Origin of the sequence: Pseudomonas bubulae (assembly GCF_037023725.1) — a bacterium.
GTDB classification, from domain to species: domain Bacteria; phylum Pseudomonadota; class Gammaproteobacteria; order Pseudomonadales; family Pseudomonadaceae; genus Aquipseudomonas; species Aquipseudomonas bubulae.
Window position 1 is genome coordinate 4,384,996 of the sequence record NZ_CP146077.1, and the last position, 18,327, is coordinate 4,403,322.

Here is an 18,327-nt window from a genome sequence, read left to right on the forward strand (position 1 = left end):
CATTCAGGTATCAAAATTTTTCTTTGATCACCGTGGTCGGGCCATTGTGCTTGACGCTGGCAATGCCCTTGTCCCGCGCGGCCTCCGAGGAGTACAGCTCGCTGGTGCCGATGATCTGGTGATTGGCCGCCTTCAGGTTGAAGTATGGCTTGCCGTCCTTGGCCACTTTCTTCTCGTAGCGCTCATCCAGCGGGCTGTTGACCTGCACCGAGGCGATCCCGCCCTTGGCCGCCGCCAGCGTGGTGTATTGCTCGCTGACCAGAATGGTTTCGGCATTCGCCGCCTTCAGTACAAAACGGAACTGCCCGCTGCTGGTCTTGCTCAACTCATACCAACCCGACATAGCCTTTCTCCCGAAATTAAAGGTTCCTGCACTTATTCAGTAAAGACCCCATGGGCTATTTATCCATTTATCGACCGGAATGAAGGAAACAGGAAATTTCAACGAGACAAATAGCAATGGTTATCGATACCATTCGCAGCTTATTTGCATCGCTGTGTCTATAAGGATCTTCATGTCTGGCCTTAAACCCGATCCGCCCGCGGCCGATCACTTTCGCGAGTTCTATACGCAAATTTTGCACTTTCTGCGCAAGCGTACCGACAACACCAGCGATGCAGCCGACATGACCCAGGATGTTTTCACCCAATGGCTGGGCTATCAGGACCGAGGCAAAATCGAACAGCCCCGGGCGTTTTTGTTCCAGATGGCGCGCAATCTGTTGCGCGATCACTGGCGTCGACAGCAAGTGCGACACGCCGCTCACGGCGAGCACAGTGAAAGTGAGGTCGAGCCCTTGAGCGATGACAGGGATGATCCGATGGTCGCAGCCCTGCGCCTGCAACGCCTTGAACAACTTAAAAGGGTAGTTGCAGAACTCTCGCCCAGGCGTCGAGAAGCCCTTATGCTGCACCGTTTTGAAGGCTTGAGTCAGGCACAGATTGCCGAACGCATGGGGATATCCGTGAGCATGGTTGAAAAGCACATTGCCCAGGCCTTGCTGCACTGCAAGCAACATCTACAGCGGGACAGCGGCAAGGAGCAGACACAATGAGCCCTTTTCACACGGCCGGTAACGACAGCATCGATGAACAGGCCGCCAATTGGTTTGCACGCAACCGCAATACCCGCAACCAAGGCAGCTGCGAACAATTCAACGCCTGGCATGCCAACCCGAGTCATGCCCGGGCCTATACCGAATTTGAATCGTTGTGGGCCGACCTGGGAGAACTTGAACAGATCAACTCGCCGGTCCCCCTCCCTGCCAAGCCCCGGCGCGCACACTTTGCGCTAGCCACTGCTGCCGCCGTGCTCTGCGCCGTCTTTGCACTGAACCTGGGCGCCCCGGTGGCGCTGCATCAACAGCAGGTCAGCACACTGGCCCAAGGCGCCCGCACGATATTGCTACCCGACGGCAGTACCCTGAACGTGAATGCCAACACGCGCCTGAGCCTGGACTTCAGCGCCCACCAGCGTGACATCTATCTGGACCAGGGCCAGCTTTACATCGAGGTCGCGGCCAACAAGGAGCAGCCGTTGGTGGTGCATGCCGGGGAGGCGCGCATACGGGTGGTCGGCACGGGGTTCGATGTACGCCGCAGTTCGCGCCAATTGGTGGTCAGCGTGGCCCACGGCGAGGTTGCGTTCATTCCAGACCCCAGGTCAGCAATGCTGCTGGGTGCACAACAACGCGCCACCTGGGACTACAACAGGGGAGCACTTATAGAACAGACGTTGAGTGCGGGCGAAGTGGCGGGCTGGCGCAGCGGCCATCTGTCCTTTCGCAATCGCGAACTGGCCAGCCTGGTGGATGAACTGGACCTCTACCGCCCGGGCCTGATTCAGTTGGCCGACGGCCCGCTGACTGGCTACAAGGTTTCAGGCAACCTGGATGTCAGCGATCCACTGGCACTGGTCAAAGCCCTGCCCGCCCTGATCCCGGTAAAAACCGTGCTGCTGGACAGCGGTAAAATCCGTATCGAACCACGCTAAAAAAACATATGCGAATATTTTCCATTCGCATATGTGGTTTTTTCATTTTGCTGCGTCTTCCTCCGGTCTGCGTTGCTAACGCATGTCTTTTTGGCCTTTGTTGCCACACCGGGGGATTTCATGTTTCGCGCACCACATTGCTTCTCGCATTTGTACACCCGCCCGACACTGCTGGCGGCTTGCCTGGCGATCAGCCTGCAAGCCCACGCGGAGTCGATCCAACTGCAACTGCCAGCACAATCGCTGGCCAGTTCGCTGAGCGAGGTGGCACAGCAGGCAAAAATCCAGCTGCTGTTCGACGAAGCCCTGTTACGCAACGTGAAAGCCCCGGCACTCAGTGGCACCTTCGAGCCACAGGAAGCCATCCAGCGCCTGCTCAAAGACACCGACTTCAGCCTTGTGCAGATCGATCGCACCTACGTCGTGCGGCCCCGGGAGTCCGGCACCACCACCAGCAACAGCCTGGAGCTGGGCGCAGTCAGTGTGGTGGGCAACGGTAGCGAGGTCGACTCCAGCAACGTCGGCAAGTCGACCATGACCCAGGAGCAAATCAACCGCTATCAGGCCAATAACATCCCCAGCCTGCTCGCCACCCTGCCAGGCATCAACCTCGGCGGCTCGCTCAAGCCCGGTGGCCAGACCATCAATATCTGGGGCATGGGAGAAGCCGAAGACGTACAAATGACCGTCGATGGCGCGACCAAAAGCGGCTTTGAACGCTACAAACAGGGCACGATTTTTATCGAACCCGAGCTGATCAAACGCCTGGAAGTCGAAAAAGGCCCCCACGATATCCACACCGGCAATGGCGGCTTCGCCGGTGTAGTGCACATGGAAACCAAGGACGCGACCGACTTGCTCGAAGAGGGCAGGAACACCGGCGCCATGCTCAAATACGGCTACAGCAGCAACGACCATCAACAGGTCTACAGCGGCGCTGTTTACGGTCGCACCGAAGATGGTCGCGCCGACGCTCTGTTTTACTACACCAAGCGCGACGGCGACGATATGAAGCTGGCCGGTAAAATGCCCAACCCCGGCAATGTCTACCCGGTTAACCCCCAGCGTCTGCCCAATACGGCCCAGGACCTGGACGGACAACTGCTCAAGCTCAACTTGCACCTCAATGACGAACACAGTGTGGGCATGTCTTACTCGCGCTCGAACAACTATTTGTGGGTGCCCTTCTCGGCCGTGAGTTACCCGGCGCCACCCAGCCAGGCCAACATCGACAAATTTGGTTACGACATTGCAGCGCGGCGCTACCTGTCCAACCGCTCGACAATCGACACCACCTGGTCGGCCAAATACAAGTACGAACCCCTGGACAACCCGCTGGTGGACCTGGAGGTCAAGTACTCGCACTCCAACACCGAGCAAACCGACAAGCGTGACGCCCAGGCTTACACCCAGCCCACCAGCGGCGGGCGCAAAATGGAGACCGGCTATACCGATGACATGCTCCAGGTCGAGAACATCAGCCTGTTTGCCAGCGGCCCGCTGGACCATGCAGTGACCACCGGCGTGCAATTTCGCAAGCACCAGCGTGATGTGAACATGTGGATGCCGGGCGGCATCTACGACGTCGAAAAGTACAACTACGGCCACTACCAGCCCAACTTCATGCCCCGGGGCAAGGTCGACACCAACAGCTTCTATATTCAGGACGCCATCACTTGGGGTGACTTCACCCTCACGCCGTCCATGCGCTACGACCACGTACGCAATCGCGGCCAGGAAAACGACGCGCCGTACTATAACCACCCGGAGTTGGGTCACGACTACAGCGACAAAACCTACACCGGCTGGTCGCCTCGCCTGTCGGCCTTCTGGAAAATCACCCCGAAAACCGCCCTGTTCCTGGACTACAGCAAAACCTGGCGTGCCCCGGTGATTGACGAGCAGTACGAAGTACAAGGCGTCGGCAGCCGCACCTCCAGCAGCCTGGGCCTTGATCCGGAGCGCATCACCGGCTGGCGCGGTGGCAACATCACCACCTTCGACCAGATTTTTGGCGACAACGACCACGCCCTGGTGCGTACCACCCTGTTCCGCAACACCGTCGACGACGAGATTTTCAAGGCCACGGGCGTCGGCTGCGCCGCGCAAACCCCTACGGTCAGCATGAGCGATGCGTGCGGGCCCAACATGCCCAATTACCGCAACATTGGCAGCGTGACCATCAAGGGCTTCGAAATTGAGAGCTTCTACGAATCCACCTACGTGTTCGGATCCCTGTCATACGCATGGATGACCGGCAAACACCAAGGCGCCTACACCAACCCTTGGGGTCCCAACGTCTGGGCGCGTGACATACCCGCGCCCAAGTGGATTGCCGTACTGGGTACCAAGATCCCGAGCCTGGATGCCCGGATTGGCTGGAAGGGAGAATTCGTACGCAAGACCGACCGCTTGCCGAGCGACAACTACTACAGCAGCCCGATCAGTGCGCTGGGCGACCGCTACTGGGACCAGTTCCCCAACGACAGCTACAACGTGCAGGGCCTGTTTGCCAACTGGAAGCCGCAGCAGCCGTACCTCAAGGGCACCGAAGTCAACTTCACCCTGGACAACATGTTCAATAAAAACTATCAGCCGATGCTCAGTGGCGAAAACGCCTACAGCCAGGGCCGCAATGCCAAGATCAGCGTGACGCGGTTCTTCTGAGTTGGCTGATCCGGCAAACCCTCTGTGGGAGCGGGCTTGCTCGCGATTCCGCCGGCACGGTGTATCTGGCCGACCGCGCCGATGCCATCGCGGGCAAGCCCGGCTCCCACAGGTGTGTACCGCTCACACCCGCAAGCGCTATTGCGGGAGAGCGCGGCTACTGTTACGTGCTACCACACTCAACTCCGGCGCCTGCACCCGGCGCTGGCTCAAGTAGCGGGTGCAGCTCACGCGCAGGAACGAGGCAAAGTTGACTACTTCGCCGCGATAATCCATCACCTCTTCATAGAGCTTGGCCACCAACTGGTTGGTGGTCATGCCATCTGTTTCGGCGATTTCGCTGAGGATGTCCCAGAACTGGTTTTCCAGGCGCAAAGTGGTGACCACGCCGCAAATACGCAATGAGCGCGAACGTGACTCGTAAAGAATCGGGTCGGCTTTTACATACAGTTCACACATGGTCACGCCCTCTGCCTACAAAGTGATTTTGGTACCCAGCAAACCCAGGAATGCCGCCAGCCACGCCGGATGTGCCGGCCACGCAGGGGCTGTGGCCAGGTTGCCTTGCACATGGGCCTTGGTCACATCGATATCGATATAAGTCCCCCCCGCCAGCCGCACTTCCGGTGCACACGCCGGGTAAGCACTGCACTCACGGCCTTCCAGCGTGCCCGCAGCGGCCAGCAGTTGCGCACCATGGCACACTGCTGCAATTGGCTTGGCCGCCTTGTCGAAGTCACGCACTAGCTCCAGCACCTTTTCGTTCAGACGCAGGTATTCCGGCGCACGACCGCCCGGCACCAGCAGTGCGTCGTAATCGCTGGCTTTCACCTTGTCAAAGTCGAAATTCAGGGCAAACAAGTGCCCGGGCTTTTCGCTGTAAGTCTGGTCGCCTTCGAAGTCGTGGATGGCAGTGCGTACGGTCTGGCCTGCGGTTTTTCCCGGGCATACCGCATGAACCTGATGGCCGACCATCAACAGTGCCTGAAACGGCACCATCACTTCATAGTCTTCGACGTAATCGCCAACCAGCATCAGAATTTTTTTCGCTGCCATGGTGCGTGCTCCTGTGGGGTAAGACCTTGGGCCAGTAAGAGTAGCCAAGGTAACCCCTGAGCGCGCGGGCGGGTAATAGCCATGTACTACGTTCCCGCCGGAGCTGCTTACAGGCTTACTTCAGCAAACCGTCTGCTTGAAGCAGGGTTTCGAGGCAGTGTTCCTGAATGTTGTAGAACGCCTTGAGTTCCTGGATTTTCACCAACAACTGCGCCGGATCGGAAGGTTCGGCACGTTTGACCGCGAGGATCATCTTGTTTTTATTGGTATGTTCCAGCGAGATAAACTCGAACACCTTGGTGTCATAGCCGCAGGCTTCGAGGTACAGCGCGCGCAGGCTGTCGGTGACCATTTCGGCCTGCTGGCCCAGGTGCAGGCCGTATTGCAGCATCGGCTTGAGCAGCGCCGGGCTCTGGATTTGCAGGCGGATCTGTTTGTGGCAGCACGGCGAGCACATGATGATTGCCGCCCCGGAGCGAATGCCCATATGAATCGCATAGTCGGTGGCAATATCACAGGCATGCAGGGCGATCATCACATCGATCGGGGTGGGTGCAAAACTGCGCACATCGCCGTGCTGGAAGGTCAGGCCCGGGTGCTCCAGACGCTGGGCGGCGTTATTGCACAGCGTGACCATGTCTTCACGCAGCTCAACCCCGGTCACCAGGCCTTCGGCTTGCAGGCTGTGACGCAGGTAATCGTGAATGGCAAACGTCAGGTAACCCTTGCCCGAACCGAAATCCACCACCTTGACCGGCTGATCGAGCTTGAGCGGTGAGCTGCTCAGGGCGTGGGAAAACACCTCGATAAACTTGTTGATCTGCTTCCACTTGCGCGACATTGCCGGGATCAGTTCTTGCTGCTTATTGGTCACACCCAGGTCCGCCAGAAACGGCCGGGTCAGATCCAGAAAGCGATTTTTCTCACGATTGTGCTCAGCCGACGGCACTTCGCGCTCTTGCTGGCTTTTGCCTTTGAACAGCGAGCTTTTACCCTTTTTGCTGTATTCAAGCTGCACTTCGTCGGTCAGGGTCAGCAGGTGGGCATTTTTGAACGCTTCGGGCAGCAGACCGGCAATGATCGCCACGCCTTCGTCCAGCGGGAAATTCTTGGTGATATCGCGGGTTTTATAGCGATATACAAAGGACAGGCAAGGCTGCTCCTTGACTGTTACCTGCTTGATGATCACCCGCTGCAATTCAGCCTCGGGGCCCACGTATTTGGCCAGCACCAGCTTGATAAAGGAATTCTGGGCCAGACCGGTTTCCAGCAGGTTCAAAAATTGCGCACGATGATCCGGCACAGACGCGGCGGTGGTAGCAGTCACTGACATTGAAAAAGGTGCCTCGGGGGTGCAGGAGGGAAAATCAGAAAACGAATGGCAGGTATTTTAGGCGTGTTGGGCGCTCAGGGCACGGGGTAATTTCATACGGGCACGGACAGTGGCGGGTATGCAGACCTTGCCAACAATTATAAATGGTTTGTGATGTGAAAAATAATTGCAGCTCATATGAGTAGAACAGTAAGAATGCCGGCCGACATGTGAAGATCATTAACTTACACAGCACAACATGAACATTTAATAATCTAACCTTTAAAAAACCAACCAAAGTTACCAGCCTAAAAAATCACTTATGATAACTATCCCCCAGATATTTATCCCCTCCCCCATAAATATCACCACCAAATTCAAGACTAATATCCACGCGTCCAGCACCATAACCAGACGACTCGGAAGCAGAAGATCCGAAGGGTATATATGTGCCACCGAGCACCATTTCTCCTCCTCCTCCTCCTCCTCCTCCTCCTATCACGACACTATTACTTTCATTGCTCACAACCACCGAAGAAGGCAACAACTCACCCGTCGTCGCCACCCAATTACAAGAAAAAATCTTATTGGCATAAGCCGTTCTTAGCGTGTTCCGATCTACGATGCGCATATCTGGCGCGCACATATAATCAAGATAACTATCACCTCTATTATTTCTAAAGAAATCGTCAGCAGCAGCCATCACATTCCCGAAAATATCTGAGTGGTAAATTGACAACAAACCTGTCGCAATAGCAGCTACAGCTAAAGACCCAACAAAAAAAGCCCCCGCACCGGACAAAACAACAAATGTTCCAACAACCCCAACTCCATTACCCAGTAGACTATACAGCTCACCCTTTTTAACTTCACGCCCAGCCTTCACATCCATCCCCACCTTCAGGAATGTAATAGTTCCCGCGATAATATTCCCTGGCAGACTAATTATTGGCACGTAGGGGCCCGCCAGTTTAGTCACCGAAGTAACACTCGCCACAACCGCACCTGTCTGGGCTGACTGAGTCAGTAGTGCTGCCCCCTCATTATTGGTTACAAGCTGATCTGATACGGCAACCGCTCCCGAGCCCACGATAACACCATCATCAATAACACCTATTATTATTTCAATTTTACCTGCCATCAGCTATTCCTCAATTATTGTTTTAAATGCCAGGGTCATCCTGACTTGATCACATGTATTTGAAGGTGATCGTGCGGCATGGGGGATTCGCCCGTCGAACACCACCATACGCCTTGGTTTCGGCAATACCGCCTTGATAATATGCTCTTTAGTGTCATTGTAAAAAACCAGTTCACCACCCCAAGAGGTCGGCCAGTGCTCATTACAAAATACAACAATCGTTAATCCGGGATGTACTTTATTGTCTCGATGAATGATCGTATCTTGACCAAACGTCTGTCCGTTCGCATAAACGCCTAACAAAGTAATTTTAAAATCATGCAATGCCAGAAATCGCTCCCACACATGGGTTAAAAAACTCCAAGGCTTATTCCCCCTCAACTCCTCAAGGCTTGACTGAACTAGCGGGCGACCCTTACCTGCAATAAACACGTGCCAGCAGGGCCTCACAGAGGACGAATTTTCATAGCTTGGCCAGTTATAGCGCCACACTTCACCCTTAAGCTGAATAGCGATCGCCTTCTCTTCAGCTTCAGTCAAGAAATCATCAACTACATAAATACCTCCCTCAACCTCCCCTATTGCCATCAACCATACTCCTGCAATAATACCGATTCCAAATACCACACCTGAACATGAAAAAACCGCAATAACTTAAAGCCAGGCACGACAACACAATCGCAAGGTAATTACCACCATTGTTATATCGCACCCACCACTCAATCTGCTTACGACTCACCATCAATCGAAGTTCATCATCATACACAGCCCATACAAATTCACTCTCACCACTAGCATCTACAGCCACCCACAACTTTTTATGCTTCTGAACATCCAACAACCTTGCATCCTCACTGGAGAACTCAACCCTGTACTTATAACCCCCTTCATCTTGCCCCACAGTAAAATACAAAAAAGCTGACGACTTCGACCGATCCAAAGGATGGGTAACATATGCGCTGCGCAGCACCAACTTTTTCGGTTCCGGCGGCACTTCCACCCTCGCATCCCACATCATCACACCAAGCCCCAGCATAAACAGGCAACTCAACGCCATCACAACCAAATCCACACGGGTCGCCACATAATCAAGCGGTATATATAAAGACAGCTTTTTCATCCTCACCTCTTGCGCACTTGATCTAAAAATAAACTTCAACACCTGACATAGCAACCCTACCGATGTAGGGGGCCCGCAAGCCCATATTAACCTTCACCCATACGGCCAATCTCCACTACTAACTCCATACGACTTCCGACACTGTACTTGCGCAGCAATGAAGACACATGATCCCGCACCGTAAAACCACTAATACGCAACTGTTGCGCTATCTTCTTGTTCGTGCGCCCCTGCAAAAGCAAATCAAGCACTTCTTTCTCCCTGTGCGTAAGCTTCAACCCTTTTCTCCCAAACCATTTAATTTCTCACGGAAAAGCACCCAACAAAAACGCTCAAACACAACCTAGCCATCATTCAAAAAAATGACAACACAGTTTTTCACAACAATGAAAATTATAATCAGAAGAAATTTATATCACGACCCAGCAAGAACTTACTTACGGACAGACAAGAATAAAACCATAAAGATAACTTTACAAAAGCCCGACACTTCTCATCAAAGTGTCGGAAATATCAAAGCCACTAAGAAAATGATTACAACATCACCAACCGATTCGGCAGTTGGTTGCGCGCTTGGGTTTTGGGTATGTGCTGTGCGAGCACTTCAGCGCAGGCATCGATGCAAGTGATAAAACCTTCTGCCGTATGCCCCAACGCCACGCGGCGTACGAAATCGCTGACGATAGTGCCCCAGTCACTGTCGTCCAGATGGCGGGATATCCCTTCATCCACCAGTATTTCGACATAACGTTCAGCTTCACTGACAAAAATCAGTACACCCGTGCGCCCAGCAGTGTGGTGCAGTTTTTGTTCGAGAAACTGGCGCCGGGCCAGGTTACTGGCACGCCAATGCCGCACGCGGGGCGGAATCAGGCGCGTGGTTATGGCCGGGATGCGAAAGATCAGGCTAAGAAAGACAAAGCTGGCCCATTGCAGCATCAGCAGAGTGTAAGTCGCCAGGCCGCTGTTCAAGAAGTGCACCACGGCGGGCAGCACCAAGGCAATCAGGCTGGCCCATAGCAAGGGGATGTAGCTGTAGTCATCGGCACGGGGAGCCAGCACGGTGACGATTTCGGCGTCGGTGTGCTGTTCGGCACGGGTGACCGCGTCTTCGACCTGCCGTTGTTGCTCGGGGGTTAATAAAGCCATAAGTCTCGTACTCGTTAAAAAGTGAATTACCAGCCACCAGAGGCTCCGCCGCCGCCGAAGCTGCCACCACCGCCGCGAAAACCGCCACCACCGCCTCCGCCGAACCCGCCACCGCCAAAACCACCGGAGCGCGAACCGCCACTGCCACCCGAATTGCAGATGCCATAGAACTGACAGGCGGCAACCACCAGTACAAACAGGATAAATAGCAGCATCACCCCCCCGGGGTGCTCGGCCATAAAGTCGCTGCCGTCACCCTGGCTGCTGGCGTAGGCCGGTTCGGCCAGGGGCGTGCCGCCCAATACTTGCAGGATGGCACCCACACCGTCGCTGATACCTTGGTTGTAGTCCCCGGTTTTAAAGGCCGGGGTGATGATCTGGTTGATAATCACCGAGGCCTGGGCATCGGTGAGGCGATCCTCAAGGCCATAGCCGACCTCGATGCGCAACTTGCGGTCGTCGCGGGCCACGATCAGCAAGGCGCCGTTATTTTTGTCCTTTTGCCCGATACCCCAGGCACGGCCCAGTTGGTAGCCGTAGTCTTCGATGGGCATGCCCTGCAGGTCAGGCACGGTGACCACCACCATTTGCTCGCCGGTGGCCTTTTCGTGAGCCTGCAGGCTTTGCGTCAATTGCTCGCGGGTGGCGGGCGTGAGCATTTGCCCCTCGTCCACTACCCGCCCGCTGAGCGCGGGAAAGGTCAGCGCCTGGGCCGTGGCTATAAATAGCCACAGCAACAGGCCCAACCCCAGTCTTGATACGCGCATCGCTACCTCGAACGTTTGTTATCCATTGTGGGAGCGGGCTTGCTCGCGATACATGCGGCGCGGTCTGTCAGGCAAATCGCGTTGATTCCATCGCGAGCAAGCCCGCTCCCACAACAAGCTCGCTCCCACAGGGGGGGGGAACGGTATAAGGCCGTTAAAACTTCACTTCCGGCGCTTTGTCGGCGTCCGGGGTGGTGGCTTCGAATGTGGAGCGCACCGGCAGGTCGCTGTACATCACCGCATGCCACAAACGCCCCGGGAAGGTACGGATCTCGGTGTTGTAGCGTTCAACCGCGAGGATAAAGTCGCGCCGCGCCACGCTGATGCGGTTTTCCGTGCCTTCCAGCTGTGATTGCAACGCCAGAAAGTTCTGGTTGGATTTAAGGTCAGGGTAGCGCTCGGACACCACCATCAACCGGCTCAATGCTCCGGTCAGCTGGTTCTGCGCGTCCTGGAACTGCTTGAGTTTTTCCGGGTTGTTCAGCGTGCTGGCATCAACCTGGATCGAGGTGGCCTTGGCCCGCGCTTCAATCACCGCGGTCAGGGTGGCCTGCTCCTGCTTGGCTGCACCCTTGACCGTTTCGACCAGATTGGGGATCAAGTCAGAACGACGCTGATACTGGTTCTGCACCTGGGACCAGGCCGCCTTGACCTGCTCGTCGAGGGTGGGAATGGTGTTGATCCCGCACCCCGCCAGCAGACTGCTCAAGGCCAGAAGGGCGAGGGCTTTCCAGCCCGCTGCTTTAAAACTTTGTATGCCCATGCTTGCAACGCTCCGAAATAACAACATTGGGTTTATTGACCACACACCACGCCTAATAACTCCCGGCAATACTGGATTGCTCGCGGCGAATCAGCTAAAAGACTGCCTGCCATGCAGGAATACTCCGTTCTAAAGGTAGGTCAAATCTTTGATTCGAGTACTCCTGATACCTCCCCAGAACAATATCGCTGCACGAGCGTGGGTCTCCCTCGCTTCAAGTGAGCGGCTGCGCAGAAGAATCCAATGAGAAATATGTGTTTGCTGGGCATCGTCATCAGCCTGGCCAGTCACACCGCCTGGGCTCAAACCCCGGCCGCCCCGCTCCCCCCCAAAGACGTGTTCGTCGCTGAGCTGCTGAAAAAGATGAGCGTCGATGAAAAGATCGGCCAACTGCGCCTCATCAGTATCGGCCCGGAAATGCCCCGCGAGATGATCCGCAAGGAAATCGCTGCGGGCCGCATCGGCGGTACGTTCAACTCCATCAGCCGCGACGAAAACCGCCCGATGCAAGACGCCGCCATGCGCAGTCGCTTGCAGATTCCGATGTTTTTCGCGTACGACGTGATCCACGGCCACCGAACGATTTTCCCGATCAGCCTGGCCCTGGCCTCCAGCTGGGACATGGACGCCATCGGCCTGAGCGGCCGCATCGCCGCCAGGGAGGCCAGCGCCGACAGTATCGACCTGACCTTCGCGCCGATGGTCGACATCGCCCGTGACCCGCGCTGGGGCCGTACCTCCGAGGGCTTTGGCGAAGACACCTACCTGGTCTCGCGCATCGCCAAGGTGATGGTGCAGGCCTATCAGGGCGCATCCCCGGCCCTGCCCGGCAATATCATGGCCAGCGTCAAGCACTTCGCCCTGTATGGCGCGGTGGAAGGCGGCCGGGACTACAACACTGTGGACATGAGCCCGACACGCATGTTTCAGGACTATCTGCCGCCTTACCACGCCGCTATTGAGGCAGGCGCGGGCAGCGTGATGGTGGCCCTTAACTCGATCAATGGCGTGCCGGCCACTTCGAACATGTGGCTGATGCAGGATTTGCTGCGCAAGGACTGGGGCTTCAAAGGCGTGGCAGTCAGCGACCACGGCGCGATTAACGAGCTGATCAAACACGGCGTGGCCAAGGACAGCCGCGAGGCCGCCAAGCTGGCGATCAAGGCCGGTATCGACATGAGCATGAACGACAAGGCCTACGGTGAAGAGCTGCCCGGCCTGCTCAAGTCCGGCGAAGTGCCGCAGAGCGATCTGGACAATGCCGTACGTGAAGTGCTCGGAGCCAAATACGACATGGGCCTGTTTGCCGACCCGTACCTGCGTATCGGCAAGGCCGAAGATGACCCGGCCGACACCAAGGCCGACAGCCGCCTGCATCGTGCCGAAGCCCGTGAAGTGGCACGCAAGAGCCTGGTATTGCTGAAAAACCAGAACGATACCCTGCCCCTCAACAAGCAGGCGCGCATTGCCCTGGTTGGCCCGCTGGCCAAAGCCCCGATTGATATTATGGGCAGCTGGGCCGCAGCCGGTCAGCCTGCGCAATCGGTGACCGTATTTGACGGCATGCGCAATGCCATCGCCCAACAGGACAACCTGATCTACGCCCGTGGTGCCAATATCACGGACGATCAAAGCGTCGTCGACTACCTCAACTTCCTCAATTTTGATGCACCCGAAGTGGTCAACGACCCGCGCGCGGCGCAGGTCATGATCGACGAAGCCGTCAAGGCTGCGCAGCAGGCCGACGTGGTGGTTGCTGTGGTAGGTGAGTCGCGGGGCATGTCCCACGAGTCGTCGAGCCGCACCAATCTGGACATTCCTGCCAGCCAGCGCGCCCTGATTACGGCCCTCAAAGCCACCGGCAAGCCGTTGGTGCTGGTATTGATGAACGGCCGCCCGTTGTCGATCGATGTGCAACAGCAGCAGGCCGATGCCGTGCTGGAAACCTGGTTCAGCGGCACCGAAGGCGGCAACGCCATTGCCGACGTGCTATTTGGCGACTACAACCCCTCCGGCAAGTTGCCGATCACTTTCCCACGCTCCGTTGGCCAGATCCCGACCTACTACAGCCATCTGAGCATTGGCCGTCCCTTCACGCCGGGCAAACCGGGCAACTACACCTCGCAGTACTTTGATGAGGGCAACAGCCCGCTGTACCCGTTTGGCTATGGTTTGAGCTACACCGACTTCAGCCTTTCAGATGTCCGCCTGTCGGCCAAAACCCTGAAGCCGGGCGCAACCCTGACGGCCAGCGTCACCGTAACAAACACCGGCAAGCGTGCTGGCGAAACGGTGGTTCAGCTGTATATCCAGGACGTTACTGCGTCCATGAGCCGAGCGGTTAAAGAGCTGAAGAACTTCGAGAAGGTCATGCTCAACCCCGGCGAGCAGAAAGTCGTGCAGTTCACCCTCAGCGAGAACGACCTGAAGTTCTACAACGCGCAGTTACAGCATGTCGCCGAACCTGGCGAATTCAACGTACAAATTGGCCTGGACTCGCAAAACGTCCAGCAAAACAGCTTCCAGTTGCAGTAATTTCGCGTAATTGCCGGGAAGGCTCCACGCCGCCTTCCCGGCCCTTCCCCGCAACAATCCGTGCTTGACCTTTCCTATCTTTGCACCCGCCTGAAAATGCGTTCGGACAGCGCTGTTTTTTGTGGTAGGGTTCGCGCCCTCAAAATCCGGCACACAGGATTTGTCCCGGCTAAATCCGGTGACAAACGGCTAAATGCCGGTGCAGTGCGGCCTACGTGGATCTCCAAGCTTTCACACACAATTTACACACAGGGTTATCCACAGGCAGTACGTTGCACAACCCCTATAAAACGCATATCTTGTATCAGCTTCGCCAAAAAACCCCATATGTAGGGTTTTAGGCCAAAAACCCAACACAACTCAGACGAGAATTTCAAGCCCTTTTCTCGCGCCTGTCGGGTTAAACCAAACGCAGCTTTCAAAGTCCAAACCGCTTATGCGGATGGCAACCGTTTTCCAGCCCAAAGGTCGGAAAGCGGCCCGGGTGTTGCAGTAAAAATACTGTCATCCAACAGGAATACGGTTTCACGCGGTCTGCGTGAATCAAGACTTCGGCACGGAAGCGGCTTAACCCCCCCTTCTGTACGTCCCGAAGTTGTTATGCCCGGTTCATTACCGGTTGTAGTGCTTCAGGACGGAACGGTGGGCACCCAAAAGGCGCCCAAACAAACATAGAGAATGTGGAGACACCCCCATGCAAACCGATACAACTCGCGAGAACTCGCAGGGTACCGATTCAAATCTGGATCTGTCTGCGACCGCGCCAGGCCAGCTGCGCGTGATCAAACGTAACGGGGCTGTGGTTCCTTACACCGATGACAAGATCACCGTTGCCATCACCAAGGCGTTTCTCGCAGTTGAAGGCGGCAATGCTGCCGCTTCGTCGCGCATTCACGACACCGTTGCGCGCCTGACCGAACAGGTCACCGCAACTTTCAAGCGTCGCATGCCATCGGGTGGCACCATCCACATCGAAGAAATCCAGGACCAGGTAGAACTGGCCCTGATGCGCGCCGGCGAGCAAAAAGTGGCCCGCGACTATGTGATCTACCGTGACGCACGCTCCAAGGAACGCGCCAACCGCGCACCGGCCGAAGACGCCGTGCAGGCTCACCCGTCGATCCGCATCACCCGTGCCGACGGCACCTTCGCCCCTCTGGACATGGGTCGCCTGAACACCATCGTTTCCGAGGCCTGCGAAGGTCTGGAAGAAGTGGACGGCGAGCTGATCCAGCGCGAAACCCTGAAAAACCTCTACGACGGCGTAGCGCTGAGCGACGTCAACACCGCCCTGGTGATGACCGCCCGCACCCTGGTAGAGCGTGAGCCGAACTACTCGTTCGTGACCGCCCGCCTGCTGATGGACACCCTGCGTGCCGAAGGCCTGAGCTTCCTGAAAGTAGCTGACAGCGCCACCCACCACGAGATGGCTGACCTGTACGCCAAGGCCCTGCCTGCCTACATCGCCAAGGGTATCGAGTTCGACCTGCTGAACCCGGTGCTGGCCACCTTCGACCTGGAAAAACTGGGCAAGGCGATCAACCACGAGCGCGATCAGCAGTTCACCTACCTGGGCCTGCAAACCCTGTACGACCGTTACTTCATCCACCACGATGGCGTGCGTTTCGAACTGCCGCAGATCTTCTTCATGCGCGTGGCCATGGGCCTGGCGATCGAAGAGAAGCAGAAAGAAGACCGTGCCATCGAGTTCTACAACCTGTTGTCGTCTTTCGACTACATGGCCTCGACACCGACCCTGTTCAACGCCGGTACCCAGCGTCCGCAGCTCTCCAGCTGCTACCTGACTACCGTGCCGGACGACCTGTCGGGCATCTACCACGCGATCCACGACAACGCCATGTTGTCCAAATTCGCCGGTGGCCTGGGCAACGACTGGACTCCGGTACGTGCATTGGGTTCGTGGATCAAGGGCACCAACGGCAAATCCCAGGGCGTTGTACCGTTCCTGAAAGTGGTGAACGACACCGCCGTAGCCGTTAACCAGGGTGGCAAGCGCAAAGGCGCTGTATGTGCCTACCTGGAAACCTGGCACATGGACATCGAAGAGTTCATCGAGCTGCGCAAGAACACCGGTGATGACCGTCGTCGTACCCACGACATGAACACCGCCAACTGGATCCCTGACCTGTTCATGAAGCGCGTCTTCGATGACGGCCCGTGGACCCTGTTCTCGCCGTCCGAAGTACCGGATCTGCACGACCTGACCGGCAAGGCCTTCGAAGAGCGCTACGAGTACTACGAAGCACTGTCCCAGTACCCGGGCAAGATCAAGCTGTTCAAGACCATCCAGGCCAAAGACCTGTGGCGCAAAATGCTGTCCATGCTGTTTGAAACCGGCCACCCTTGGCTGACGTTCAAAGACCCGTGCAACCTGCGCAGCCCGCAGCAGCACGTGGGCGTGGTTCACAGCTCGAACCTGTGCACCGAAATCACCTTGAACACCAACAAGGACGAAATCGCCGTTTGCAACCTGGGCTCGATCAACCTGCCGAACCACATCGTCAACGGCAAGCTGGATACCGACAAGCTCAAGCGCACCATCGACGTCGCCGTTCGCATGCTCGATAACGTGATCGACATCAACTACTACTCGGTACCGCAAGCGCGCAACTCGAACTTCAAGCACCGTCCGGTTGGTCTGGGGATCATGGGCTTCCAGGACGCCCTGTACCTGCAGCACATTCCTTACGCTTCGCAAGCCGCCGTGGAATTTGCCGACAAGTCGATGGAAGCGGTCAGCTACTACGCGATCCAGGCGTCCTGCGACCTGGCTGACGAGCGTGGCGCTTACGAGACATTCCAGGGTTCGCTGTGGTCCAAAGGCATCCTGCCGCTGGATTCGCAACAGATTCTGATCGAGCAGCGCGGCCAGAAGTACATTGACGTTGACCTGAACGAATCCCTGGACTGGGCACCGGTTCGCGCCCGTGTACAAAAAGGCATTCGCAACTCCAACATCATGGCCATCGCACCGACCGCCACCATCGCCAACATCACCGGCGTATCGCAGTCGATCGAACCGACCTACCAGAACCTGTATGTGAAATCGAACCTGTCGGGCGAATTCACCGTGATCAACCCGTACCTGGTTCGCGATCTCAAGGCCCGCGATCTGTGGGACTCGGTCATGATCAACGACCTGAAGTACTACGACGGTTCCGTGCAGCAGATCGAACGCATCCCGCAAGAGCTCAAAGAGCTGTATGCCACTGCGTTCGAAGTGGACACCAAGTGGATTGTTGACGCCGCCAGCCGTCGTCAGAAGTGGATCGACCAGGCGCAGTCGCTGAACCTGTACATCGCTGGCGCTTCGGGCAAGAAGCTGGACGTGACCTACCGCATGGCCTGGTACCGTGGTCTGAAAACCACCTACTACCTCCGTGCCCTGGCTGCGACCAGCACCGAGAAGTCCACCGTCAACACCGGCAAGCTCAACGCAGTATCGAGCGGCAAAAACAGTGAAGACGTTGCTGCGGCCCCAGCCGGCCCGGCACCGGTGCCAAAGGCTTGCGCCATTGACGAGCCGGATTGCGAAGCTTGCCAATAAGCTGAGCAGGCAGGCGGGTCAAACCGCCTGACCCAAAACCCCCGTTAAACCCTGGCAACAGTTGGGTTTGGCGGGGTTTTTTGTTTTTTGGGGGGAGCGAACCAACCCGACTGTGCCTTACCAGTCATTCAGCATGTGAAAACAAGCAGATTCATAAATAAATTTTATTCCGAAGCCTTTGTGTTGAACCAGACAAGTAATTTGTAGGATTTATCCTTCGCAACAAGCAGAACGTTGATAGACCTCGTGGGAAAAC

16 protein-coding genes are annotated in these 18,327 nt (G+C 56.5%); 5 read left to right on the plus strand and 11 right to left on the minus strand.

What is annotated here, in order from left to right:
- Positions 1-10: 10 nt before the first annotated feature.
- A complete protein-coding gene (locus V6L81_RS20145; protein WP_095001804.1) occupies positions 11-343 on the minus strand; it encodes a YegP family protein in 333 nt (110 codons plus the stop codon).
- 172 nt (positions 344-515) lie between these two features.
- On the opposite strand from V6L81_RS20145, the gene V6L81_RS20150 reads away from it, so the two are divergent.
- The 3 genes from V6L81_RS20150 to V6L81_RS20160 all read left to right on the plus strand — a co-directional run bounded on the left by V6L81_RS20150 (position 516) and on the right by V6L81_RS20160 (position 4,660).
- A complete protein-coding gene (locus tag V6L81_RS20150) occupies positions 516-1,055 on the plus strand; it encodes an RNA polymerase sigma factor (protein ID WP_130872077.1) in 540 nt (179 codons plus the stop codon).
- The gene (locus V6L81_RS20155; protein WP_240881765.1) at positions 1,052-1,993 is read left to right on the plus strand and encodes a FecR family protein; all 942 of its coding nucleotides are present in this window, start codon (positions 1,052-1,054) and stop codon (positions 1,991-1,993) included. Before V6L81_RS20150 ends, V6L81_RS20155 begins: the two co-directional genes overlap by 4 nt.
- A gap of 120 nt (positions 1,994-2,113) precedes the next feature.
- Positions 2,114-4,660 (plus strand): TonB-dependent hemoglobin/transferrin/lactoferrin family receptor, encoded by a 2,547-nt coding sequence (locus tag V6L81_RS20160; protein ID WP_338660291.1) that lies wholly within the window; start codon positions 2,114-2,116, stop codon positions 4,658-4,660.
- Positions 4,661-4,798: 138 nt separating this feature from the next.
- Here V6L81_RS20160 and V6L81_RS20165 read toward each other — a convergent pair whose 3' ends face one another.
- The 10 genes from V6L81_RS20165 to V6L81_RS20210 form a co-directional block, all read right to left on the minus strand.
- Positions 4,799-5,119, minus strand: coding sequence for a ribbon-helix-helix domain-containing protein (locus V6L81_RS20165; protein ID WP_095001808.1), 321 nt, complete (start codon positions 5,117-5,119; stop codon positions 4,799-4,801).
- 15 nt (positions 5,120-5,134) lie between these two features.
- Complete coding sequence (locus V6L81_RS20170; protein ID WP_095001809.1) at positions 5,135-5,716, minus strand: DJ-1/PfpI family protein; 582 nt, start codon at positions 5,714-5,716, stop codon at positions 5,135-5,137.
- 115 nt (positions 5,717-5,831) lie between these two features.
- Positions 5,832-7,049, minus strand: a complete 1,218-nt coding sequence (locus tag V6L81_RS20175) for an SAM-dependent methyltransferase (RefSeq protein WP_130872075.1) — start codon at positions 7,047-7,049, stop codon at positions 5,832-5,834.
- A 295-nt stretch (positions 7,050-7,344) separates the two neighbouring features.
- Complete coding sequence (locus tag V6L81_RS20180; RefSeq protein WP_095019254.1) at positions 7,345-8,169, minus strand: hypothetical protein; 825 nt, start codon at positions 8,167-8,169, stop codon at positions 7,345-7,347.
- Positions 8,170-8,172: 3 nt separating this feature from the next.
- A complete protein-coding gene (locus tag V6L81_RS20185) occupies positions 8,173-8,757 on the minus strand; it encodes a 2OG-Fe(II) oxygenase (protein WP_095019253.1) in 585 nt (194 codons plus the stop codon).
- Positions 8,738-9,289 carry a hypothetical protein gene (locus V6L81_RS20190; protein WP_095019252.1) on the minus strand — a complete coding sequence of 184 codons (552 nt, stop codon included), beginning with the start codon at positions 9,287-9,289 and terminating at the stop codon, positions 8,738-8,740. Before V6L81_RS20190 ends, V6L81_RS20185 begins: the two co-directional genes overlap by 20 nt.
- A gap of 86 nt (positions 9,290-9,375) precedes the next feature.
- Positions 9,376-9,567 carry a LuxR C-terminal-related transcriptional regulator gene (locus V6L81_RS20195; RefSeq protein WP_095001812.1) on the minus strand — a complete coding sequence of 64 codons (192 nt, stop codon included), beginning with the start codon at positions 9,565-9,567 and terminating at the stop codon, positions 9,376-9,378.
- A gap of 256 nt (positions 9,568-9,823) precedes the next feature.
- Complete coding sequence (locus V6L81_RS20200) at positions 9,824-10,438, minus strand: TPM domain-containing protein (RefSeq protein ID WP_095001813.1); 615 nt, start codon at positions 10,436-10,438, stop codon at positions 9,824-9,826.
- Between the two features lie 26 nt (positions 10,439-10,464).
- Positions 10,465-11,205: a TPM domain-containing protein gene (locus tag V6L81_RS20205; protein ID WP_338660292.1), complete on the minus strand. Its 741-nt coding sequence runs from the start codon at positions 11,203-11,205 to the stop codon at positions 10,465-10,467.
- A 154-nt stretch (positions 11,206-11,359) separates the two neighbouring features.
- On the minus strand, positions 11,360-11,968 hold the full coding sequence (locus tag V6L81_RS20210) for a LemA family protein (protein ID WP_095001815.1): 609 nt from the start codon (positions 11,966-11,968) through the stop codon (positions 11,360-11,362).
- A 243-nt stretch (positions 11,969-12,211) separates the two neighbouring features.
- On the opposite strand from V6L81_RS20210, the gene bglX reads away from it, so the two are divergent.
- Together bglX and V6L81_RS20220 are read left to right on the plus strand one after the other, a co-directional pair.
- A complete protein-coding gene (gene bglX / locus V6L81_RS20215) occupies positions 12,212-14,503 on the plus strand; it encodes a beta-glucosidase BglX (protein WP_338660293.1) in 2,292 nt (763 codons plus the stop codon).
- Positions 14,504-15,197: 694 nt separating this feature from the next.
- The gene (locus V6L81_RS20220; protein ID WP_095001817.1) at positions 15,198-18,071 is read left to right on the plus strand and encodes a ribonucleoside-diphosphate reductase subunit alpha; all 2,874 of its coding nucleotides are present in this window, start codon (positions 15,198-15,200) and stop codon (positions 18,069-18,071) included.
- Positions 18,072-18,327: the final 256 nt, after the last annotated feature.

Bases quoted from the DNA above. Each gene is read 5' to 3' on its own strand.
- V6L81_RS20145 (WP_095001804.1), bottom strand. From the start codon at position 343: ATGTCGGGTTGGTATGAGTTGAGCAAGACCAGCAGCGGGCAGTTCCGT.
- V6L81_RS20150 (WP_130872077.1), top strand. From the start codon at position 516: ATGTCTGGCCTTAAACCCGATCCGCCCGCGGCCGATCACTTTCGCGAG.
- V6L81_RS20155 (WP_240881765.1), top strand. From the start codon at position 1,052: ATGAGCCCTTTTCACACGGCCGGTAACGACAGCATCGATGAACAGGCC.
- V6L81_RS20160 (WP_338660291.1), top strand. From the start codon at position 2,114: ATGTTTCGCGCACCACATTGCTTCTCGCATTTGTACACCCGCCCGACA.
- V6L81_RS20165 (WP_095001808.1), bottom strand. From the start codon at position 5,119: ATGTGTGAACTGTATGTAAAAGCCGACCCGATTCTTTACGAGTCACGT.
- V6L81_RS20170 (WP_095001809.1), bottom strand. From the start codon at position 5,716: ATGGCAGCGAAAAAAATTCTGATGCTGGTTGGCGATTACGTCGAAGAC.
- V6L81_RS20175 (WP_130872075.1), bottom strand. From the start codon at position 7,049: ATGTCAGTGACTGCTACCACCGCCGCGTCTGTGCCGGATCATCGTGCG.
- V6L81_RS20180 (WP_095019254.1), bottom strand. From the start codon at position 8,169: ATGGCAGGTAAAATTGAAATAATAATAGGTGTTATTGATGATGGTGTT.
- V6L81_RS20185 (WP_095019253.1), bottom strand. From the start codon at position 8,757: ATGGCAATAGGGGAGGTTGAGGGAGGTATTTATGTAGTTGATGATTTC.
- V6L81_RS20190 (WP_095019252.1), bottom strand. From the start codon at position 9,289: ATGAAAAAGCTGTCTTTATATATACCGCTTGATTATGTGGCGACCCGT.
- V6L81_RS20200 (WP_095001813.1), bottom strand. From the start codon at position 10,438: ATGGCTTTATTAACCCCCGAGCAACAACGGCAGGTCGAAGACGCGGTC.
- V6L81_RS20205 (WP_338660292.1), bottom strand. From the start codon at position 11,205: ATGCGCGTATCAAGACTGGGGTTGGGCCTGTTGCTGTGGCTATTTATA.
- V6L81_RS20210 (WP_095001815.1), bottom strand. From the start codon at position 11,968: ATGGGCATACAAAGTTTTAAAGCAGCGGGCTGGAAAGCCCTCGCCCTT.
- bglX (WP_338660293.1), top strand. From the start codon at position 12,212: ATGAGAAATATGTGTTTGCTGGGCATCGTCATCAGCCTGGCCAGTCAC.
- V6L81_RS20220 (WP_095001817.1), top strand. From the start codon at position 15,198: ATGCAAACCGATACAACTCGCGAGAACTCGCAGGGTACCGATTCAAAT.